The following is an 18,491-nucleotide window of genomic DNA, read 5'->3' on the forward strand; positions in this document are numbered from 1 at the left end:
GTGGCCCGCCCGGCTGCCGGTCCTCGTTCATTTCAGCGCCGGGTAGTCGCGCACCGGCCTCCTGCCGCCCCACCACCTGCCGAGGCCGAGGGTGTCGCCGACGCCGGCCAGCGTGAGGCCGGCCAGGACTATGGCGTAGACGAGGTGGTCGTCCAGGAGCGGGTTGTTGACCAGCGGCAGCTCCGCGGCCCACATGAGCACCAGCATCAAGGCGCCGGCCGCGGCGGCGATCCGGATGGCGACACCCAGCATGAGCGCGACGCCGATGCCGAGCAAGCCGATCATGAAGAGCCAGTCCACCCAGGTCCTCCCCGCCAGAGCGCCGAAGAGGCCGCCGAGCGCGTTGCCCGAGACGCGCTTGAGATAGCCGGTGGTCGGGCTGCCGCCCCTGATCCAGGCGCGGCCGGCCGGAGTGGCGAACCCCCAGCCGAAGGTCTTGTCGAGAAAGGCCCACAGGAAGATCCATCCCAGGCAGATCCGGGTGATCGCCCACACGTAGTCGACCGGCCTGGTCTCGTGTCTAAACGCCGCGCGCATCGACGACCCCGCAAGATCCATGGGTGAAATGCCACCATTTCCAGGACATCGTCTCCCCCGATGCACTAATTCTCCGGTTCTCCTCTCAGCCAACGTCCTGTGGGGGCCGCCGAGCAGTGACATAGGTCCCCGGCTCGCAGGATCTTCAGCCCCCCTATCGCCCGAAGACGGCGTTTCTCCGAACTTGGGAGCCATGAGTGACGCCCGCCGGTTCCTGCAGGATGGACCGGAGCCCTGGCACGACAGGGCTTTTGTCCCTTCCTGCCCCTTCTCGTCAGGCGTTACATATGGGTTGTGCCTAGGACAGGGGTGTGTCCAGTTAACGGCTCTGGCACGAATCCGGTGGTGACGGTGTGCTCCATCCGCCAAGATGATCACGGTGTGACTCTGCCCTCGTGAAGGCCCTGCTCCCGCAGTTGGCTGCAGTGGTGGTTGAGCAGGTGGTGGTCGATCAGCAGGTCATTCGCATCCGGGCGCGGACTCGCGCGGATGCGGTCCCGTGCCCGGTATGCGGGGAGCCGGCTTCGCGGGTGCACGGCTACCATCAGCGCCGCCTGGCGGATCTGCCTGCCGGTGGCCGTGGTGTGATCGTCGAGCTGCAAGTCGGCGCCGCCGCGCGCGCCTGTCATGTTCGCGGCGATCGGAAGGGTTCCGAAGTCCCGCGCTCCCAGCCTGCAAGAGGTCCAGCCGAGGTCGAAAGCCCAGGCGCCGCAGGACCTTGGCCTCTTTGGGATCACCGCAGGTGGCGTGACAGTGGGGGCATATGCCCTATACGTTCGGGCCGGCCCAAGTGAGGCGATCTTGATGATGTACTGGAATGGATCCGGAATGAACGGCTGGGGATACGCGCTCATGACCCTGAGCATGGTCGTCTTCTGGGGTCTGGTGATCACCGGAATAGTGCTGCTGGTCCGCTACCTCACCCGCACGGCGCAAGGCCCCGGCGGATCCGCTGTACCGTCCGCAGACGAAGTGCTGGCTCAGCGTTACGCTCGGGGCGAGATCGATGCCGAGGAGTATCGCACCCGCCTGAGCACTCTCCACGACACTCACATGCCAGGCCGGGCGAGCTGACCTGGAGGTCCTGCGATAGACCTTGCCTGGAGCCGTGTCCTGTAGGGCCGGCTCCGCGCGTCGCGGCCGAGGCCTAGTGACGGGTGCCAACCGCCGCGGGGAATGGTGGATCGACGCACGGCGATCGCGAGTGCTGGGTCATCCGCGGGGCTTGAATCCGTCGATTCGGTCGGCCAATTGATCTCCGGATCAAGAACATGGCCACCATTGCAGGTGAAATATAGTGACCGGACCGGAGGGAGCGGAGTGATGATGGCGGGCAGGTGGGAGGCGCGAGCGCTTGCGCGGGCCCTGCTACTCGCCTTCGTCGTCCTCGGGGTCGCGTTGATGCACACGCTGGGTCACGAGCACGACGGCTCCACCGAGATGTCGATGCCGGCGGTGGTGTCGGCTTCGGCGCATTCGAGCGGGCACGACATGCTCCCGTCAGTTCTCGGGATGGCTGATCACTCCACGGGTGGCGTGGGCGGTTCGAGGGTGCCGTTGGACCCGGCGTCCGCCTGTATCGCGACCCTGGTGGCGTTCGGCGCAGTGGTGGGGCTGCGCATGGTCTTCCGCTACCTCGTCTCTTCAGCGGAATGCCGCAGCCGTGTCTCAGCTCTCTCTCCCACCGCGAAGGATCCGCCGCGGCCGTTCTCGATAACTCTCACTCGTGTGGTTGTGCTGCTGACCTGACAGGTTCGCGGCAGGGCCGGACCGGCCCTGCCATGCGCTTTGACCTGTTCGCACATCCTCATGAGGAGTCTTTCGCATGCGTTCCTTTGATCGTCGATCCTTCCTGCGCGGAGGTCTGCTGCTCGGGACAGGCGCCGCCCTCACCGCATGTGGCGCCGAGGCAGTGAGCAAACCTGCTTTCATCACGCCCACCGGTGCGCAGGTGCGCGCCGCCGAAGCCGGCCGCCGCCCCGGCGCCATCCGTGACTTCGTCCTGACCGCCAAGCGCGCCATGGTGGATCTGGGCGGACCCGCGGTGGACACCTGGACCTACGACGGACGCCTGCCCGGCACGCCGCTTCGGGTCAAGGCCGGTGAGGTGGTCCGCGCCCGCGTCGTCAACCGGCTCCCCGTCGACACGAGCGTCCACTGGCACGGGCTGGCGCTGCGCAACGACGCCGACGGCGTTCCCGGCGTCACCCAACAACCCATCCAAGCGGGTAAGGAGTTCACCTACGAGTTCACCGCCGCCCACCCCGGTACGTACTGGTTCCACCCACACTCCGGCCCTCAACTCGACCGCGGCCTGTACGCGCCGCTGATCGTCGAAGACCCACGCGAGCCGCTGTCCTACGACCAGGAATGGATCGTGGTCCTGGACGACTGGCTGGACGGCGTCACCGGCACCCCCGATGAGGTGTTCGCCGAGGTGAGCAAGGGCATGGGCGGCATGGGTGGCATGGATCATGGCTCGATGGACATGGGCACCCCGGCCCCCACCGCGTCCGGCTCCACCGGCGGTTCCCACATGCTGATGGGCGCTACCAGCCGCCTGCTCGGCGGCGACGCGGGCGATGTGGCCTACCCGCACTTCCTGATCAACGGCCGTACGCCCGCGGCACCCGAGACCTTCCGCGCCAAGCCGGGAACCCGGCTGCGGATCAGGATCCTCAACGCCGGCGCTGACACCGCCTTCCGGGTCGCCCTCGGCGGTCATCGCATGACGGTCACGCACACCGACGGGTTCCCCGTCGAGCACGCTGAGACAGACGCGCTGCTGATCGGTATGGGGGAGCGCTACGACGTCCTGGTGACTCTGAAGGACGGCGTCTTCCCGCTGGTGGCACTCGCCGAGGGCAAGAACGCGGCGGCCCGCGCGCTGATCCGCACCAGCCCCTCGGGGCGTGCCCCGCAGGCGCAGGCACGCCCGGCCGAACTCGATGGGGCGATCGTCGGTTACGACAGGCTCCGCCCCGCGCAGACAGTACGGCTACCGGATAAGAATCCGGACCGGACGATCAAGCTTGAGCTGACCGGCGGCATGATGGCCTACAACTGGGCCATCAACGGCAAGAAGTACGATCCCGAAACGGTCTACCCGGTCCGTTCCGGCGAGCGCGTCCGGTTGTCGTTCGTCAACCGGAGCATGATGTGGCATCCGCTGCACCTGCACGGCCACACCTTCGCGCTGGCGGGAAGCGGGGTCCGCAAGGACACCGCCATCGTGCTGCCGAATCAGACCGTGGAGGCCGACTTCGACGCCGACAATCCGGGCCTGTGGATGATCCATTGTCACAACATCTATCACGCCGAGGCCGGAATGATGACCACGCTCGGCTACCAGGAGAGCTGACCATGTCCCGAAGTCCTCTTCTCCGTGCGGCCGCCGCCGCTACGGCGCTGTTGCTGCTAGCCGGATGTTCCTCCCGTAAAGAGGCCGAGTCCGTGGATCCCGGCATCGGGCACGTCCACGGGCTTGGCATGGACCCGTCCGACGGTGCGGTCTACATCGCCGCTCACAATGGTCTTTTTCAGATCCGCAGTAAGAATCGTGCCCTCCGGGTGGCAGATCGCGTGCAGGACTACATGGGGTTCACAGTCGCAGGTCCTGGAACCTTCTTGGCCAGCGGGCACCCATCGGCTGCGGACATCCCGCCCGGCGGCTCACCCCACCTGGGGCTGATCCGCTCCGCCGATGCGGGGGTCAGTTGGACGCCAGTGTCGTTGGCGGGACAGGCCGATTTCCACGCACTTCAGCTCGCTGGGACCAGCCTGTACGGGTACGACAGTCAGACCAGTCGTGTCTACCGCAGCACCGACACGGGCCGGACCTGGACCCCAGGCGCTCAGCTTCAGGTCATCGACCTGGCCGCCGACCCGGCGCAGCCGGACCGGGTATATGCCACCACACCCGACAACCTCCTGGTCAGCAACAATGCTGGCAACACCTTCCAGGCTGCCCCTCCCAGCCCGCCTCTTGTCTTCCTGGAATCGCCCGGGGCCGGGCAGCTCATCGGTGTCGTCGCCAGCGGTGAGGTGCGCACCAGCCGGAACGCCGGCCGGACCTGGCAGGCCCTTGGCAATGTGCCCGACTCGGTCAGCGCGTTCACGGCACTCGACTCCCGGCGACTGCTGGCCGCGACAGACGATGGGGCGGTCTACCAGTCACGTGACGGCGGAAAAACCTTCACTCCCGTTTACCAGTCCGCGAAGGGCTGATCCATCACGGCTCTGCTTACGGGCCAGCGCAAGGAACTGGACCGCGTGTGAGACGTGGGGGGCCGAGGCGAGCTCGCCCCCCAGCCGGTCAAATGTGTGCTGGAGGTCAGGGGCCGAGGGGAACCTCTGGCATGGACCCTCCTGATGAACTAGCTGTGGGACTGTACGGTTTTCGGCTCGTGTCTGACCGTCATCTCATTCCGCTTTGGCGAGCTTCAACAACTGCATGTCTGCCGAATGCCGGTCGTCTACGCCGTCCCACCACGAGTGCCGGTGAATTTCCTCGGCCAGGCGGGCGCTCTCGACGCAGGCGGCATGCCACTCCTGCCGCTGCTCCTCGGGGATCTCCGCCTTGCCGGCAACCACAGCTGTCGGCGCGGGCATCGCCTGCCCCACTCCAGCCCGCCGGGCCTCTGCCGTGAGGAGTGATCTCTGCGATCCCTCTAGGGGTGATCGTTGGCATGGGTAGCCATACGGGTGCCCGTACTAAGCAGCGCGACGGATTCGCCGTAGACCTCCGGGCCGGGGCTTTGCTCCTGGAGGGGAGAGGTGAAGTGGTGACGAGGGGTCCGGAGGACAAGGGGGCGCCGGTCAATTTGAACAGTGCGTTCCCGGCCGCACCGGTACGGTCGCGCCCTCGCCCGATATTGCCGACGGATTTCAGGCGCAGGACACTAGTTGGTGCAGTCCTGGTTTTTGAGGGCCAGGCCCAGCACGTAGATCTTGCCGTGGGACAGCGTGAAGTAGTAGTAGGCCTTCCGGTTACCGGGGACGGTGGTGATGGGGTACCCGCTGGCGGCTCTCTCCAGCTTTGGGTAGGCCTTCTCCAACTGCTTCCTGGTGGAGCCGATCCTGATGCCCTGAGGGGTCTTGACACCCTTGGGCGCGGCGATCAACGCCACGCCCCGCTTCTTGGAGATGTAGAGGCCCACAGCGTCGCGGCCGCTCGGGTGCGCCTTCAGGTCCCAGCCCGCACAGCCCCCGTCGTCAAACTTGTGGACGATCTTCCCGGTCGCCTTGGCCTGCTTGGCGCTCATTCCCAGCTTCACACCTCCGTAGCCCGACGGCCCCAGCGTGCCGCTGGAGTGAGCAGCCGGGGCCTCGGCGACGGCCGCGTTCGAGCTCGCGGTCGCGGTCCCGACGCCGATCATCGCGATTCCCACGGCGAGGCCGGCCATCAACGCCGAACTTCCCATCCTGCGGGCGGTCATGACCTTCATCTTGCTGGTGATCGTCATTGCTGACTTCCCCTCTGCTGGCGGTCGATGTGACACCCGTGGACGGGAGGCGGAACACCTGCGCCCGGGGGCCTTGCGATAAGAGCAAGCTAGGCCGGGAAGTGTTGAGGCTACGTTGAGGATTTGCTGAGCCTGCGAAGCGCGCACCGGGGACAGGATCCCTCGCGGTGGGCGGCGAGCCGAAGTGAAGGGCGGGGTCCCCACAGCCCTCAGTGAGGCGTCGCCGGCGGCGAGACGCAGACTCTCGTGGATCTGGCGCCACAGGCGGGCATGCCGTGCGGCGGTTTCGGGCTTTGACTCCGGGGTCCCGGTAGTAATGGCTGAGGGGCCTAGATCATTCCGGACAGCGGAATTTGCGGTTGAATGTTACGCAGCCTGCTGACGTTCTGTGTACTCGTCAAGGACTTCGAATGGCGTCCCGTGGGCGCTGCCCGGCACTCCCCGTTGATCCAGTTGTAGTCGAGTGCGGGTCGGTAGCCGAGTTCGCGTGCGGGTTGGGCGAAATGGGCGGGTTGCTAGTCGCGCGGTCGACGACGGCGAAGGCTGTGGGGAATCCGAGTTGGGCCAGGGGTTTCAGGGGTGGTGATGGCGTTGGCGCCGATGCGTTTGTGTGGGGTGTCGAGGACCAGGCCGAGCGCCAGTTGCGGGAGGGGCTGGGAACCGAGCGGGTGCGGGCGGCGACGGTGAGGGTGGCGCTGTAGCCGTAGGTGGGTGGGTCGTTGCCGGCTGAGTGGCGCCAGCCTGCGGTGATCTCGGTGGGGGCGATCAGTTCTCCTGTGGAGCGGCGAGCTCGGGGTGGGCGATGGTTATCTGGGGTTGTCAAGCGAACCTGCTGGTCAGCCGGTTGAAGGTCGTTAAGCCACGTAAGGCAAGTAGGCTGACCGCGATCGCCTGCGACGGTGAAGGAGCTGCTAATGACCGCCGACCCGACGATGGCCCGGATCGGCCAGGGGGTGGAGTTGCATCACCACCAAGGTCAGCGTGAAGCCGCTCGCGAGTTGTTCGCGCAGATCTGGGACGACATCGGCGGCGAGCAAGGCGACCCGCTGCATGTTTGCGTCCTTGCCCACTCGATGGCCGATGTGCAAGACGACGTGCACCAGGAGCTGATGTGGGATCTGCGAGCGCTTGCCGCCGTCGGCCTGATCACTGATGAGCGGGTGGCCGAAGCGGGCGTGCCGCTTTCGGTGGCCGGCTTGTATCCGTCGTTGCATCTGAACTTGAGTGAGTGCTATCGCAAGCTGGGCGATCTCGGCCGCGCCCGTGAGCACCTCCAGCAGGCGCGGGCCGGGATCGGCGCACTTGGCGACGACGAGTATGGGCAGCTCATCAAGGGTGGACTGGAGCGGCTGGCCGAACAGTTGGGTGAGACCGTTTGACTGCGAGCCCAGGCAAGTAGGCTGCCCGCGACCGTCGTGTCAGTGGGGCCTTCGAGAGGTCCATGAGCCGCGTGAAAGACCCCGCTGGACGCTCCGGGCGGCGGCTGCCATGGCGCGAAGGCGGTTCTAATCAGCCAGCTGCCGGCTCGGTGAGCCGGGCCTCCAGGTCGGCGATCATCTGGGTCAGCAAGCTGTTGTTCTCCTGCCGGACCGCCTGTGGGCCGACCTTGTCGATGCCGGCGACCCTTGTGATGCACTCGTCGGCGGCTTGGGCCATCGTGGCGAACTCCTTGCGCGCGATCGAGTGAGGGTTGCCGGCCTCGAAGGTGGTGGCGCGGTGCATGTCCTTCACCGACGTCATCGCCGCTCGTGCGGCCGACATCGCGTCGCGGGCGCTGAACTCGTCGCCGTGTCCGTGGCGCATGTAGCGGGTGACCCAGACCCGGCGCCGGGCAGGTTCGGTCGATGGCATGAACCTTTCCAGGCGGTCGCCCCGGTTGGCCGCGATCACGCGGGCGAATCGGACGGCCCGCCGCAGCCGGTGACAGTTTTTGATGCCGACGCCGGCGGCGATGTCGGCGTAGCTGACCTCGCGCCCGTGGTTGCTGCGTAGCCAGATCATCACGTCCGCGACGTCGGTCTCGGCCTGTGTCCAGCCCAGCGCGTCGCGCCGCGGGCTCACAGCAGCGTGCCGTTCTCGTCCAGGAACGCCGCCAGCGCGGCGTCGTCCAGGGCTGAGCCGGCGGCCAGGTCCCGGACGGCGGTGATGGCCGCCTCGGCGCCGTCGCAGAGCTCGGCGATGGCCTCGGCGCGATCGGCGGTGAAGGTGATCTGCTGCTTGTGCAGCAGTGACAGTGCCCGCGAAGCGGCCATGCGGATCTCGGCCATGGCGTTGAAGACGTCCATGGACGCATCGGCCTGGGTTCCGTCATGAGCCTCCCGGGCCTGCTGGGCGAAGGCCCCCAGTTCGGCGCGCATGGCGTCGTCGTATTCGCGCTGCCGGTGGCTGGTGACCTCGGCGGCCTTGGCGCGGTCGGCGGCATCGGCGGCGGCCTGGCGGGCGTCGAACTCCTCAAGGGCCTGTCGTGCCGCCGTTCGGGTCGATTCGTCAGCCAGGAGAGCGGTTTTGATGGCCTTCGGGTGATTGAGGATGTAGGCGACAGCTGAGGGGCGGGTGCCGGACTTCTCCGCCTCTTCTTCGATCGCCTCGCGCCGCTTGGGCGCGAGGTTGGTGGCCTCCCAGCTGCGGTAGTAGCCGTTCTTGCCGTAGAAGGGGTATTGCTCGCTGTCGGGGAGCTCAATGTCGGTGTCCGGGTTCAGGTCGGCGGCGGGAGGGACGACGCCTTCGGCGGCCAGCCGGTTCCAGGCGTCGAAGAAGGCCATGACCCGCTTGGCGCTGGTGCCGGCTCGGCGGGCAAACTCCCGGGCGCTGACGCGCCGGAAAGTGTTTCGGTCGAAACACTTTGTGGACTCCTGTTCGAATCCGACGCCGTCGCCTTCGCCGGGCGCGACCCGCTTGGCGACCAGATAGGCCAGCACCCATGGGCCCTTGCGATCCACCTTGACGAACTCGGCGATGTCCGAATCCAGGGCTTCCTCGCCGTCGTCGACGGCCTGCTCGGGCGGGTCATGGTCCATCACGCGGACACTGTCTCGCGCGGAGCACGACGAGGCGCTGGGACGCTGACCGCGGGGATGGCACTGACCTGTCGTGCCCACTTGAGGAAGACGTCCAGATCGTCCAATGCGACAGCGACGTCGGCCTGCTGTGCCATGTCCAGCGGCACCCGGCCCCGGAAGCGCTTGGTGACCCGTGCGGAGTACTTGGCCAGCGCGATCAGGTCGGCGGCCAGCGCGGCGCTGGGGTCTGCCTTGCTCGTCGGCTGCGCCTCAGCACGGCGCTCGGCGCGCTCGGCGCGCTGCTTGTCGAAGGCGGCGGCCAACTCGGCGCGATTCACGGCGTCGTCGGCGAGCAGCAATCGGACGAGGTCGTCGCGGTTGGGGGCTGTTGTTCACCTCGGTGACGAAGTCGATGATGCCGGCCGTCTCCCGCGACACCGGGTCCGTGACCGCGGCCAGCGGCGGCGCGGTGCCCAAGACCGTCTGGTAGGTGGCGTGGTTGACCCGGTCGATCCCTGCCGCTTTCGCATCGTCGATCAGGCGCAGCAGCTTGACGTAGCCCGGATCGAGGGCCTGGCCGCCCCGCAGGCGCGCTCCCTCGCGCAAGAGGGAGTAGGAGACGATCACCCCCGAGTTATTCAGCCGCTCCCGCAGCGCCGGTGAGACCGCCGCCGCTGTCGCCCGCCACTCCCTGGCGGTGCTCACCGACAAGCCGACCTGCTCGCAAAACTCCCCGAGGGCATCGGCGCCCTCGGCCCACCCGGCCGCCAGGATGTCGCCGACCGCCAGCTGGTTGGCACGGCAGCCGATCATCAGGCGGCGGCATTCGTGGACGTCGTGCTCTGTGAACCTCATGCGAACCCCTCACCGGAGCCGGGCCATTTGATGAGCACGCAGTGTAATCAGACGCGTACGATTCTGTGTGCCGAATGCCCATGGCGCGGAAGCCGCCAGATGCCACGGCACTGAGCGGCCAGTCAGCCTCACCGGTCGCGATTGACCCCCTTGATCATCTTCTTCAGCGACGCCCGGGCGGCGGTCAAGTTGTCCTCGGCCTCGACCAGCTTGGCCTTCAGCTCCCCATTCTCCGCCACCGCGGCGTCCCGCTCGGTAGCCAAGCGCTCGCCGTGGGCCAGCAGCTCGTTGATCCGCATCGTCAGCTCCCGAGTGCCGGCCGTCTCCAGCGCCGCCCCCAACCCCCGCTGGACGGCGGCCTTGAGCGTGTCCCGCTCGGCGCGCAACTCCTTGATCTGCGCGCGGGCCAGCTCCAAGTCGCATGCCAGGGACGCGGCCGAGGCCCTGACCCCGGCCGCCGCGGTGCGCCGCGCCGCCTTGGCCTGCCCGGCGATCGCGGCCTCGATGTGCTCGCGGACGCCCTGGGCATAGACCAGCCAGTGCGACACCCCGGCCGCCCGGGCGACGCCCAAGAACGTGATCGGCTCCCCGCCGGCCTTCAGCTCCTCCAGCGCGGTCATCACCCTGCCGCGTTTGACCTGGCTGTCCTTGTGCCGCGAGGCCCGCAGCACCTCGCCCGGGGTGCGCCCAGAGGCGGGCAGGGGCCCGCTCACGCACTCTCCTGCCCGCGCCGGCCCGGAAAGCGGGGCATGCCCAGATCGGTGATCCCGCGGGCCTGTTTGGCCCGGACGATGCGCAGCACCTCGGTGGCCTCAAGCAGCTCAGCCCGCTCCTCGGCGGGCAGTTCCTTCAGCTTGTCCCGGGCGATGCCGGCGATCTTCTCCATCGCCTCGATGTTGTCGTCGAAGTTGCGGATCACAAACTCGTCGACCTCCATAGCGATCGCCGTCTCCCGATCTTCCCGCATCGCCGCGATCTGCTCTTGCATGGCTGGCAGGTGCGTGGGATCGGGGGCGAAGAACCTGCAGGCGGCGCACTGGTAGCGGACCACGCAGGCCTTCCCGCCGGCCTTGACGTTGCTCGGCTCCTCGCAAAGCCCAAAGGGCACCGCCACCGACCGCGCCTCATAGGCAACGCCGGAGCAGGTCGGCCGGGCCCGCCCGGTGCGGTCGAAGCCATGACGGCCGGCCACCTTGACCGCCTCCCGTTTCCGCTTGAGGGAGACGGTGAAGTAGCCCGCCGTGGTGTTCGCCGACCGGTGATCCATCAACTCGCGCAGCACGTCGATCGGCACTCCCGCATCGGCGTGACGCTGGCAGTAAGCGTGCCGGAATCCATAGGGAGTGATCTGGGAGCGGTCGAACGGCAGCCGCCGCCCGTCCGGGCCGAACTCCTCGGCCAGCAACTGCGGGACCGCATCGGCGAAGGCCCGGATGATCGGCGAGATCTGATCGGAGGACAGATGCCGCACCTGCCCGAACTCCCCCGCTGGCGGGAACAGGAAAGCCTGCGACCCGGTCGGCAACGCGATCGTGGCGCGAACGGCCAGCCAGGTGTGGACGGTGGTCACCGTCTCGGCCGGGATCGGCAGCCGCCGCCCGTTGCGCAGGCCCTTGCCGTTGTCCCAGCGCAACTGCCAATCCTGCCCGTCCCTCTCCAGACAATCGGTCTGCAGCTGCGCGATCTCATAAGGACGGCGGCCGGTATTCGAGGCCTCCGGCGGCCGGCACCCGCGTCACACTAGCGGCCTCATAGAACCCGCTCCCAGCGAACGACCGCTGCCCGCGATTCTGCGGCGCCAGGAGTCGGTGGCAACCGAGTCGGCGCTGGCCATGATGATGGCGGGGCTGCGGCAGATTGCTAGGCGAGCGAACCCGGAGCGCACCGGCCGCCGCGCGCCCGCGCGACCAGCCGCCGCCCCTCCTCCACCGCCCGGCCGTAATCCTCCGGCGATGGACGGGCGACAGGCAGGCGACGCGCCCGCGCGCGGCGTCTCGCTGCTTGCCCGCTCGTCCACAACGCGGCGCCGATCCGCGCCCACGAGCACGGCCGATCACGCCCCCGAGCTGCCACGATCAGCTCATCCATCATCGCGTCGAGCTCGGCGGCGATGCACCGCGCGCTGTACAGCTCCTCCAGCACCCGGTCACCCTGCCGCCAGTCCTTGCGCGGCTGGACCTGGGCTTGGCGGATCAGCCGGCGCAGCGCCGTACGAGTCTGCCCCGCAGAATGCCGGGCGTCTTCTCTCCGCGGGTCCCCGTTCATACCAGGGTCATACCCACCGATCCAGGACCAGGCGCCGCCGGATACCGGCGCTACAACTTTCCACCGCAGATCATGGATCGTAGAGGTATGCCCCCTTTTGACTGGTTCTCCCCTGATGAGGACGACTACACCGAAACCATGTACGTCCTGGTCGTCGACTACACCGACAGCCCGCACGCCGGACACCCAGCACCTTGCGTGGGCGCCGCCGGCGTCGGCTACCCCCACGAGGCTGGCCGCGAGCTGGAAACCCTCGGCTATGAGCACAAAGTCAGGTACGTGATGTACTTGGTGCCCGAGGACGACTTCGACGAACGGCAGGTACTCGCGGTCCGCCGCCGCGGCTACCGGGCCATCGGACCTGCCTCCTACGACTGCACGCCTGAGGAGGTCGCCAAGGTCCGCGCCGCCGCCCAGCGCGCCGAAACAAACGCCGCAGCTCGGCCCTAAGACTGATCGTACGGACAGCAATAGCCCTGATCCGCTACGTTGCCCGCGAGCCGCACCGACGCCTTCGTGGAGGCCGCCATCAAGGACCTGACCGAGACCGAGGTCGGCGCCAGCGGCGTGGTCCTGCTCTATCCCTTCCCCCGCGCCCGCCTGCACCTGCCCTTGCTGCGCATGCCCGACGAGGAGACGGTCTTCCTCTTCACACTGCTCAGAACCGCCTCGCACGGAGCCGAGCCCGCAGGACATGGTGGAGGCCAACCGTTCCCTCTACCTGCGCGCCCAAGCCGTCGGGGGCTACCAGTACCCGGTCGGCGCCATACCCACCACGCCTGAGGAGTGGCGCACCCACTACGGCCCCGCATGGGCCGCCTTCGAGGCGGCCCATGAACGCTACGACCCCGACGGAATCCTCACTCCGGGCCAGGGCGTCTTCCCTCCGAGACCGTGAAGTCCGCAGCCGGATCACCCGTGCCGAGTTTCGCCGCCAGGCGAAGGGCGCGGTGTTGCAGGGGGACGGCCGGTCGGGTCGCCCCGGGCGTTTCAGCCCGGGGTCGGGTAGGACCGCCGCATCGCTGCGGCGGTCAGGCTCGGCATGCTGAAGCCATCGTGACGCTGGCCTGCGCCGTGTTCACCGGCCTGTGGCTGACCGCGGCCCGGACGCCGCGGGCTATCCCGGGCGGCGTCCCCATGCCGAGATCAGCGGCGCGAGGGTGAGGTCGAGCTCGCCGGCATCGATGGCGGCCAGGTGCGCGTCGATCTCGGCGTCGTGGGCCAACCCAGCGGCGAGCAACTCGGCGCGGACCATGCGCACCGTCGCGGTCTCCAGCCGGTCGCAGGCTACCCCGCCGACCGGGAAGCAGCCGGCCGCCGTGACATCGGCCAGGCCGGCCGCACGCAACGCCCGCGGCAGCGTACGGCCGTAGCGCAGGTCGGCGCCGCGGCGGGTCATCAACTCCCGGACGGCGCGCCGCAGCCGGTTGGCGCGCTGCTGTGCCGGGCCAACCTCATCGAGGCAGGCCAGCGGCTGCAGCTCGGTATCGGCGTCCTCGACCAATAGCCAGCCACCGGGGCGCAGCGCCGCCACCATTGTCGCCAACGCCCGGGCACGGCCGGGGACGTGGACGAGCACGAGCCGGGCGTGTACCAGGTCGAATGTGCCTGGCCGCGGCGGCAGGTCCCCGACGATGTCGTGCCGGAGCACCTCGTACCCGCCGTGCGGGTCCAACCAGGCAGGATTGATGTCCGTGGGTGGTCGCCCATCCTGCGTCGGCGTGGCCGTCAGGCCGCCGGTCCGGCGTCCAGCCTGGTACCGCGCGGTACAGCGTCCGGGGACAGGTCCAGCCGCAGACGCAGGCAACGCATCGGGTGCCGCCACCGGCCGCGCTCGCGGGCGACGTCGACCAGCACCTCGACCACCAGCTCCGGCACCACCCGCCTGTAGGTCACGGGGTCGCCTTTGCCATGCAGGCCACTCGCCCACCCGGCGGGCAGCTGCTCGGGCCACGGATGCTCAGCCGCGGCGGCCGGGCGAAGATACGCGGCCACCTCGGCGGCCAGATCGTGGCCCAGCCGGGTAGTCCGGCCGGCGACCCGCAGCTGTCCTCCCTTGGGGGGATAGCGGCCCAGCAGAAGCCCTGAGGGCCTGGCCAGGGTGCCGGTCACCCCTCCGACGATCGCTTCGGTGGTGGTCCGGGACTTCAGCTTCCACCAGTTCCGGGCGCCCGGCTGATACGGCTCACCGGCAGGCTTGATCACCAGGCCCTCGATGCCGTGCGCGGCCAGGGACATGAACCACACTCTGGCCTCGCCGGGGTCGCTCGTCTGCATGGACAGGGCGAGCGGGCACGCGGCCGGGATGCCGGCGAACAACGTCTCCAGGTGCTTGCGGCGCTCGGCCAGGGGTTGAGTGCGGACGTCGACGCCGTCGATCTCCAGCAGGTCGAAGATCACGTAGTGGCAGGCCTCCCGTGTCGACAGGTGGCGGGCGCGCCGGCCGCCGCCCACGCGACGCTGCAACGCCCCGAAGTCGAGCCTGCCCGCCTCGCTCCAACGGACGATCTCCCCATCCACGATGGTCCCCCGTCATATTTCGGCTCGTAAAAGACACCCTCCGCGGCGACTGGCCGGGTCGGGCAGGTGATCGATGGCGAGTGCCAGCATGGGGCCGGCGGCGCGCAGTGTGGCCATGACGCTCCCCCAACGGTTCGACCGACGCGGGGGGTGTTGAGGGAGTTTACCCAGGTCAGGGTCAATGGCAAAGCGAAGGCCGTCACCAAGCACCTACGGCGAGGCTCGTTGATCGCGTCGGCGGGACGCGTCGGCGGCGGCCGCGATCTCGTCGATGGACGGTGTCGTTCGGCCAGCGCTCAGGCGGACCCCTATGGCTGCCTTGGCGATCTGTAGTCCCTTGGCGTGGGAAAGCATGGGTGACGGCGAGTCGGGTCGCCGTCACCCGGGCGTCGGGATGCTACGCGGGCGGCTGGAGGACGGTGACCACGTGGGTGGTGCTCGCTGACTCGATGGTCGAGTTGCCGAGCAAGATGACGATGTACGTGTGTTCGCCGGCCGTGGTCGGCGTATCGGAGAAGCTGAACGACCCGTCGGCGGCGGGGATCAGCTTCACCAGGCCCTTCGAGGTGCCGGTGCCATCCGGGCTGACGACCTTGCGCGAGACGGTGATGGTCGTCCGCGGGAAGGTGATGCCGTCGGCGCCGAAGGTGCCGCTGAATTCGAGTCGCTCGCCGACGTTGCCCGTCGCCGGTCCGGTCACGGTGAGCGTCGGCTCGTACAAGGCCACCGTGACGGTCACCGAGGAGCCGCTACCCCGGAACCATGAGTTGCCCGGCCAGTACACCTGATACTTGAACGCCCCGATGGACGGCGGGGCGTCGGTGAATTGGTAGGTCCCGTCCTCCGCCGTGGTGATCTCCTGGAACGGCCTGGAGGTGCCGTCGGGGAGCCAGCGGTACAGTTCGAGCGTCTGTACGCCGGGTGGCAGTCCGCTGCTCAGCGTGAGTCGTCCGCTGAGGGTCGACTGCTTGAGCGCGGTCACCTTGGAGGGAGCCGTCAAGGTCAGCGTGGAGGAGTGGTAGGGCGAGGGCGGCAGCCGCCAGAGGTGCATCCGCCCGGTGCCGGGCTCTTTCAAAACCGCGAAGGTGAGTGTGCCGTAGAACTCGATGCTGCCCGCCACCACCGCCTTCCCCTGGTGGGCGGCTGTGTAGATGACCTCCGCGGTGGTCGCGTCGTACACCACGAGCTCCGCCGCGTCGCCCGCGGAGGAGTTCCAGCCGCCCACGACGTAGGCGCCGTTCGGGCTGGCCGCGACAGCGGTGGGGAGGCCGTGCTCGCCGAATCCGCTGCTGTCGTAGGCGCGGCCCTGAGCCAGGGCTGTCGTGTCCCAGGCGTCGAACTGGCGGGTATCGTCCAACACCGACAGCGCCGCCGACCCGTCCTCGGCGAGTGCGAGATCCCGCAGGGCCGGCAGCCCGTTCGCGTCTCCGCGGATCTCGCCGCGCGAAGTGGCAGGCGTGGTGCTGATGTCGTACACCTTGACTGTGGCGGGGCTGACTCCCGGCTCCCCGGCCACCAGCGTGTTCCCGGCGACGGCGACGAGCGGAGCCTGGGTCGTGGCCGGCCCGACCCGGACGGGGGTGGGTGTCGCCGCCGCCGGAATGAGGCCGAGAACGCCTCCCTCTCCCGCTTCGCCGCAACCGAATCCGATCCACAGCCGGTCGTACGACTGCGCCAGGCTCGACGGGCACGGGTACGCGGTGAGGTCGATGCGCTTGGTGATGGCGAGCGTGGTGGTGTCGATCTCGATCACTTCATGCGAATCGCGCAGCGCCGCGTACACCTTCCTGCCGGTCTCCGGCGAGGCCAGGGCGACAGCACCGGACAGGCCGGGGATCGTGTTGATGACCTTGCCGTCGATGGACGCGACCACGATCTGGTCGCCGGCGGCGACGAAGACCTTGCTGTTGCGCGCCACCACGTCTCCGCCCTTCCCGGCGACGTCGAGGTCGGTGACGGTCGCGGCGGCCGCAGCGGTCGCAGCGGTCGCAGCGATGGGCGCCTGAGTGACGAGCAGGGCCGCGGTCAGGAGCAGGGTCCCGGCCCAAGCGACTAATCGGCGGGGCAGAGGAGCACGAGCAGAGGTTGATGGGCGCACAGGCGCTCCGTTCTGGAGGAGAAGGGGAGAGTCGAGCATCCCGGCATGACTACGGGACCCGCTCCCGCTGACGATCTTCGTCAATCGAACACATATTCGCATAGTGTGGGATTGCCGTCTAGAGCATCGGTCATGGTGTGCCAGACCCGCCGGATCCACCACGAGCTGGAGCGGTAGCACGGGATAACCCGGCGGCGACTCCAGGAGGAGTGGAAGACCGTCGAAGCCGCGATCTACGTCGTGCTGGACGAGTCCGGCCAGGTGGCAGGACGGGCCGCGCTGGACGCCGCCCGACAGATCCGGGCGCGGCGGATCCCAGGCGGAGACGACCTTCCGTAGCCGTGTCCGGCGCGTTCATCTAACGCCCCAACCTCGGTGTTTGGCCGGGATCTCCTGGTCGGGGTCGGTGTTGGTTTTCGCTTCCCAGCCCAGCCACAGCAGCTGCTCGAACATCCAGATGCCTGCAGTCCCGAGCGTCCTCGCGTACCGTACGGTCCCATTCGAGGTCGCCGACAGCCCACAGGAACCCTCTCCACCAGCGCAGCAGGTCCATGCCGCAGGACCGGAGCGTCGATGCGGGGCTGCCGGCGCCGGCGGTTGCGTCCACGGGTGTGGTGTAAGAGTTTCCGCTGGCAGTCATCGCGGAGATCAACAAGAGCAGACCGGATTCCCCGAAGCACTCCCAAACGGGCCTCAACCGACCCCGGCAAAGGCCGCTGACCTGCGGCGTCTGTAGAAGCCACAGGTCAGCGTGTGATCGGAACGACCTTTGACACAGTAGAGGTCACAGAATCCGCGACAGCCCTCACGTCCACAAGGACAAATCGGGCTACACACCCTCTGCCCTCAGGACCAATGTGAGCCGACGCAGCAGTAATGCGACCGGCGGCAACCCCGGATAAACGATCAAAGCAAGGGTTATACCGGTATGGGGTATAGCTCAAATGTCAGCACCAACTCAGCACCGCGCCGGGAAACGACGGGGACGAACAAGGAATAACGGGCATTTTCCTGTTGGAGCTCGAACCCCATTCGAAGGGTGACTGGTCCGTCGAGGGCCGCCGTACAATTACTGCGCTAGGGCGCTGACGTGCGGAAACGTCACTGCACGGGCAGGCCGGTTACCGCGCGGCCGATGAGGAGGCGTTGGATTTCGCTGGTGCCCTCGAAGATGGTGTAGATCTCAGAAGTGCAAATTGCCGATCTGCGGCTACACCATGATTTAGGCGCTGAGCTGGGAAGACTTGCTATGGCCAGTAGTCGTCATTTGCCATTGGTAGCCACCCTCTATCAGAACCATGGCAGAACTGAGGAGAAGATCGAACACCTCTCAACTACGGCACCCCCCACAGAGTCGCAATCACGCGCAGTGACTTGCTTGGAGCCGTGGCGCCTCTCACCGCTGGTTCATCCTCGTTGGCTGGTCCATGTACCGCGAGTCTTCCCACGCAACGACATCGGCGATCTTGTAACGGACATGTTTGCCGATCTTCATGAACCGAGGGCCCGTCCCACGCGAGTTCCACTGGTAGATCGTTGCGACGGGTATGCCTACCCGGTCGGCAAGATCCTCGGGAGTCAGGTGTCTTTCGGGCACGGAGTCCCCCTCCAGAATCGGACCGCCGACTCGCCTCCTGGCTCAGCAGCCATCCCCGAACGTTTGTGATCGTTCCTCGTGCTTTCGCAACGTGGCACCACAGACATCATAGCGACGCATCAGACGCGCCAGACGCGACGCATGCGTCAACTTAC

General features: G+C 67.8%; 22 protein-coding genes and 1 pseudogene. 8 read left to right on the forward strand and 15 right to left on the reverse strand.

Annotation, left to right across the window (positions count from 1 at the left end; genetic code table 11):
- Window positions 1-27 precede the first annotated feature (27 nt).
- Together ACOZ38_RS24905 and ACOZ38_RS24910 are read right to left on the reverse strand one after the other, a co-directional pair.
- Complete coding sequence (locus ACOZ38_RS24905; protein WP_424533579.1) at window positions 28-558, reverse strand: hypothetical protein; 531 nt, start codon at window positions 556-558, stop codon at window positions 28-30.
- A 353-nt stretch (window positions 559-911) separates the two neighbouring features.
- Window positions 912-1,166: a hypothetical protein gene (locus tag ACOZ38_RS24910; protein ID WP_424537215.1), complete on the reverse strand. Its 255-nt coding sequence runs from the start codon at window positions 1,164-1,166 to the stop codon at window positions 912-914.
- On the opposite strand from ACOZ38_RS24910, the gene ACOZ38_RS24915 reads away from it, so the two are divergent.
- The 5 genes from ACOZ38_RS24915 (at window position 1,068) to ACOZ38_RS24935 (ending at window position 4,764) form a co-directional block, all read left to right on the forward strand.
- Entirely contained in the window at window positions 1,068-1,331 is a 264-nt protein-coding gene (locus ACOZ38_RS24915; RefSeq protein ID WP_424537081.1) for a hypothetical protein, read from the forward strand. The genes ACOZ38_RS24910 and ACOZ38_RS24915 overlap by 99 nt on opposite strands.
- 34 nt (window positions 1,332-1,365) lie before the next feature.
- Window positions 1,366-1,611, forward strand: coding sequence for an SHOCT domain-containing protein (locus ACOZ38_RS24920; RefSeq protein WP_424533580.1), 246 nt, complete (start codon window positions 1,366-1,368; stop codon window positions 1,609-1,611).
- Between the two features lie 249 nt (window positions 1,612-1,860).
- The gene (locus ACOZ38_RS24925) at window positions 1,861-2,286 is read left to right on the forward strand and encodes a hypothetical protein (RefSeq protein WP_424533581.1); all 426 of its coding nucleotides are present in this window, start codon (window positions 1,861-1,863) and stop codon (window positions 2,284-2,286) included.
- A gap of 76 nt (window positions 2,287-2,362) precedes the next feature.
- Window positions 2,363-3,898, forward strand: a complete 1,536-nt coding sequence (locus ACOZ38_RS24930; protein ID WP_424533582.1) for a multicopper oxidase family protein — start codon at window positions 2,363-2,365, stop codon at window positions 3,896-3,898.
- 92 nt (window positions 3,899-3,990) lie between these two features.
- Window positions 3,991-4,764 carry a F510_1955 family glycosylhydrolase gene (locus ACOZ38_RS24935; protein WP_424533583.1) on the forward strand — a complete coding sequence of 258 codons (774 nt, stop codon included), beginning with the start codon at window positions 3,991-3,993 and terminating at the stop codon, window positions 4,762-4,764.
- 195 nt (window positions 4,765-4,959) lie between these two features.
- Here ACOZ38_RS24935 and ACOZ38_RS24940 read toward each other — a convergent pair whose 3' ends face one another.
- Window positions 4,960-5,148 carry a hypothetical protein gene (locus tag ACOZ38_RS24940; RefSeq protein WP_424533584.1) on the reverse strand — a complete coding sequence of 63 codons (189 nt, stop codon included), beginning with the start codon at window positions 5,146-5,148 and terminating at the stop codon, window positions 4,960-4,962.
- Window positions 5,149-5,438: 290 nt separating this feature from the next.
- Entirely contained in the window at window positions 5,439-6,002 is a 564-nt protein-coding gene (locus tag ACOZ38_RS24945) for a hypothetical protein (RefSeq protein ID WP_424533585.1), read from the reverse strand.
- 914 nt (window positions 6,003-6,916) lie between these two features.
- Here ACOZ38_RS24945 and ACOZ38_RS24950 point away from each other — a divergent pair.
- Complete coding sequence (locus ACOZ38_RS24950) at window positions 6,917-7,381, forward strand: hypothetical protein (protein WP_424533586.1); 465 nt, start codon at window positions 6,917-6,919, stop codon at window positions 7,379-7,381.
- 130 nt (window positions 7,382-7,511) lie between these two features.
- Here the strand turns inward: ACOZ38_RS24950 and ACOZ38_RS24955 are convergent, their stop codons facing one another.
- The 7 genes and pseudogenes from ACOZ38_RS24955 to ACOZ38_RS24985 form a co-directional block, all read right to left on the reverse strand.
- On the reverse strand, window positions 7,512-8,063 hold the full coding sequence (locus ACOZ38_RS24955) for a hypothetical protein (protein ID WP_424533587.1): 552 nt from the start codon (window positions 8,061-8,063) through the stop codon (window positions 7,512-7,514).
- Window positions 8,060-9,019 (reverse strand): hypothetical protein, encoded by a 960-nt coding sequence (locus tag ACOZ38_RS24960; RefSeq protein ID WP_424533588.1) that lies wholly within the window; start codon window positions 9,017-9,019, stop codon window positions 8,060-8,062. The genes ACOZ38_RS24955 and ACOZ38_RS24960 overlap by 4 nt, the downstream gene beginning before the upstream one ends.
- Window positions 9,019-9,339 (reverse strand): hypothetical protein, encoded by a 321-nt coding sequence (locus tag ACOZ38_RS24965; protein ID WP_424533589.1) that lies wholly within the window; start codon window positions 9,337-9,339, stop codon window positions 9,019-9,021. The genes ACOZ38_RS24960 and ACOZ38_RS24965 overlap by 1 nt, the downstream gene beginning before the upstream one ends.
- On the reverse strand, window positions 9,272-9,856 hold the full coding sequence (locus tag ACOZ38_RS24970) for a hypothetical protein (RefSeq protein WP_424533590.1): 585 nt from the start codon (window positions 9,854-9,856) through the stop codon (window positions 9,272-9,274). The genes ACOZ38_RS24965 and ACOZ38_RS24970 overlap by 68 nt, the downstream gene beginning before the upstream one ends.
- 128 nt (window positions 9,857-9,984) lie before the next feature.
- The gene (locus tag ACOZ38_RS24975; protein ID WP_424533591.1) at window positions 9,985-10,569 is read right to left on the reverse strand and encodes a DUF6262 family protein; all 585 of its coding nucleotides are present in this window, start codon (window positions 10,567-10,569) and stop codon (window positions 9,985-9,987) included.
- A pseudogene (locus tag ACOZ38_RS24980) lies at window positions 10,566-11,552 on the reverse strand (tyrosine-type recombinase/integrase); the annotation flags it as partial. The gene ACOZ38_RS24975 and the pseudogene ACOZ38_RS24980, both read right to left, overlap by 4 nt.
- A gap of 164 nt (window positions 11,553-11,716) precedes the next feature.
- On the reverse strand, window positions 11,717-12,121 hold the full coding sequence (locus ACOZ38_RS24985) for a hypothetical protein (RefSeq protein ID WP_424533592.1): 405 nt from the start codon (window positions 12,119-12,121) through the stop codon (window positions 11,717-11,719).
- 87 nt (window positions 12,122-12,208) lie between these two features.
- Between ACOZ38_RS24985 and ACOZ38_RS24990 the strand changes: the two genes are divergently transcribed.
- Window positions 12,209-12,571, forward strand: a complete 363-nt coding sequence (locus tag ACOZ38_RS24990; RefSeq protein WP_424533593.1) for a hypothetical protein — start codon at window positions 12,209-12,211, stop codon at window positions 12,569-12,571.
- A 244-nt stretch (window positions 12,572-12,815) separates the two neighbouring features.
- Window positions 12,816-13,019 (forward strand): hypothetical protein, encoded by a 204-nt coding sequence (locus ACOZ38_RS24995; RefSeq protein WP_424533594.1) that lies wholly within the window; start codon window positions 12,816-12,818, stop codon window positions 13,017-13,019.
- Between the two features lie 219 nt (window positions 13,020-13,238).
- Here the strand turns inward: ACOZ38_RS24995 and ACOZ38_RS25000 are convergent, their stop codons facing one another.
- From ACOZ38_RS25000 to ACOZ38_RS25015, 4 genes are all read right to left on the reverse strand, one after another.
- The gene (locus ACOZ38_RS25000; RefSeq protein ID WP_424533595.1) at window positions 13,239-13,796 is read right to left on the reverse strand and encodes a methyltransferase domain-containing protein; all 558 of its coding nucleotides are present in this window, start codon (window positions 13,794-13,796) and stop codon (window positions 13,239-13,241) included.
- A gap of 53 nt (window positions 13,797-13,849) precedes the next feature.
- Window positions 13,850-14,641: an ATP-dependent DNA ligase gene (locus tag ACOZ38_RS25005; protein ID WP_424533596.1), complete on the reverse strand. Its 792-nt coding sequence runs from the start codon at window positions 14,639-14,641 to the stop codon at window positions 13,850-13,852.
- 397 nt (window positions 14,642-15,038) lie between these two features.
- The gene (locus ACOZ38_RS25010; protein WP_424533597.1) at window positions 15,039-16,739 is read right to left on the reverse strand and encodes a YncE family protein; all 1,701 of its coding nucleotides are present in this window, start codon (window positions 16,737-16,739) and stop codon (window positions 15,039-15,041) included.
- Between the two features lie 1,396 nt (window positions 16,740-18,135).
- A complete protein-coding gene (locus ACOZ38_RS25015) occupies window positions 18,136-18,336 on the reverse strand; it encodes a helix-turn-helix transcriptional regulator (RefSeq protein WP_424533598.1) in 201 nt (66 codons plus the stop codon).
- Window positions 18,337-18,491: the final 155 nt, after the last annotated feature.

Source organism: Sphaerisporangium viridialbum, assembly GCF_049674955.1.
Lineage (GTDB): Bacteria > Actinomycetota > Actinomycetes > Streptosporangiales > Streptosporangiaceae > Sphaerisporangium > Sphaerisporangium viridialbum.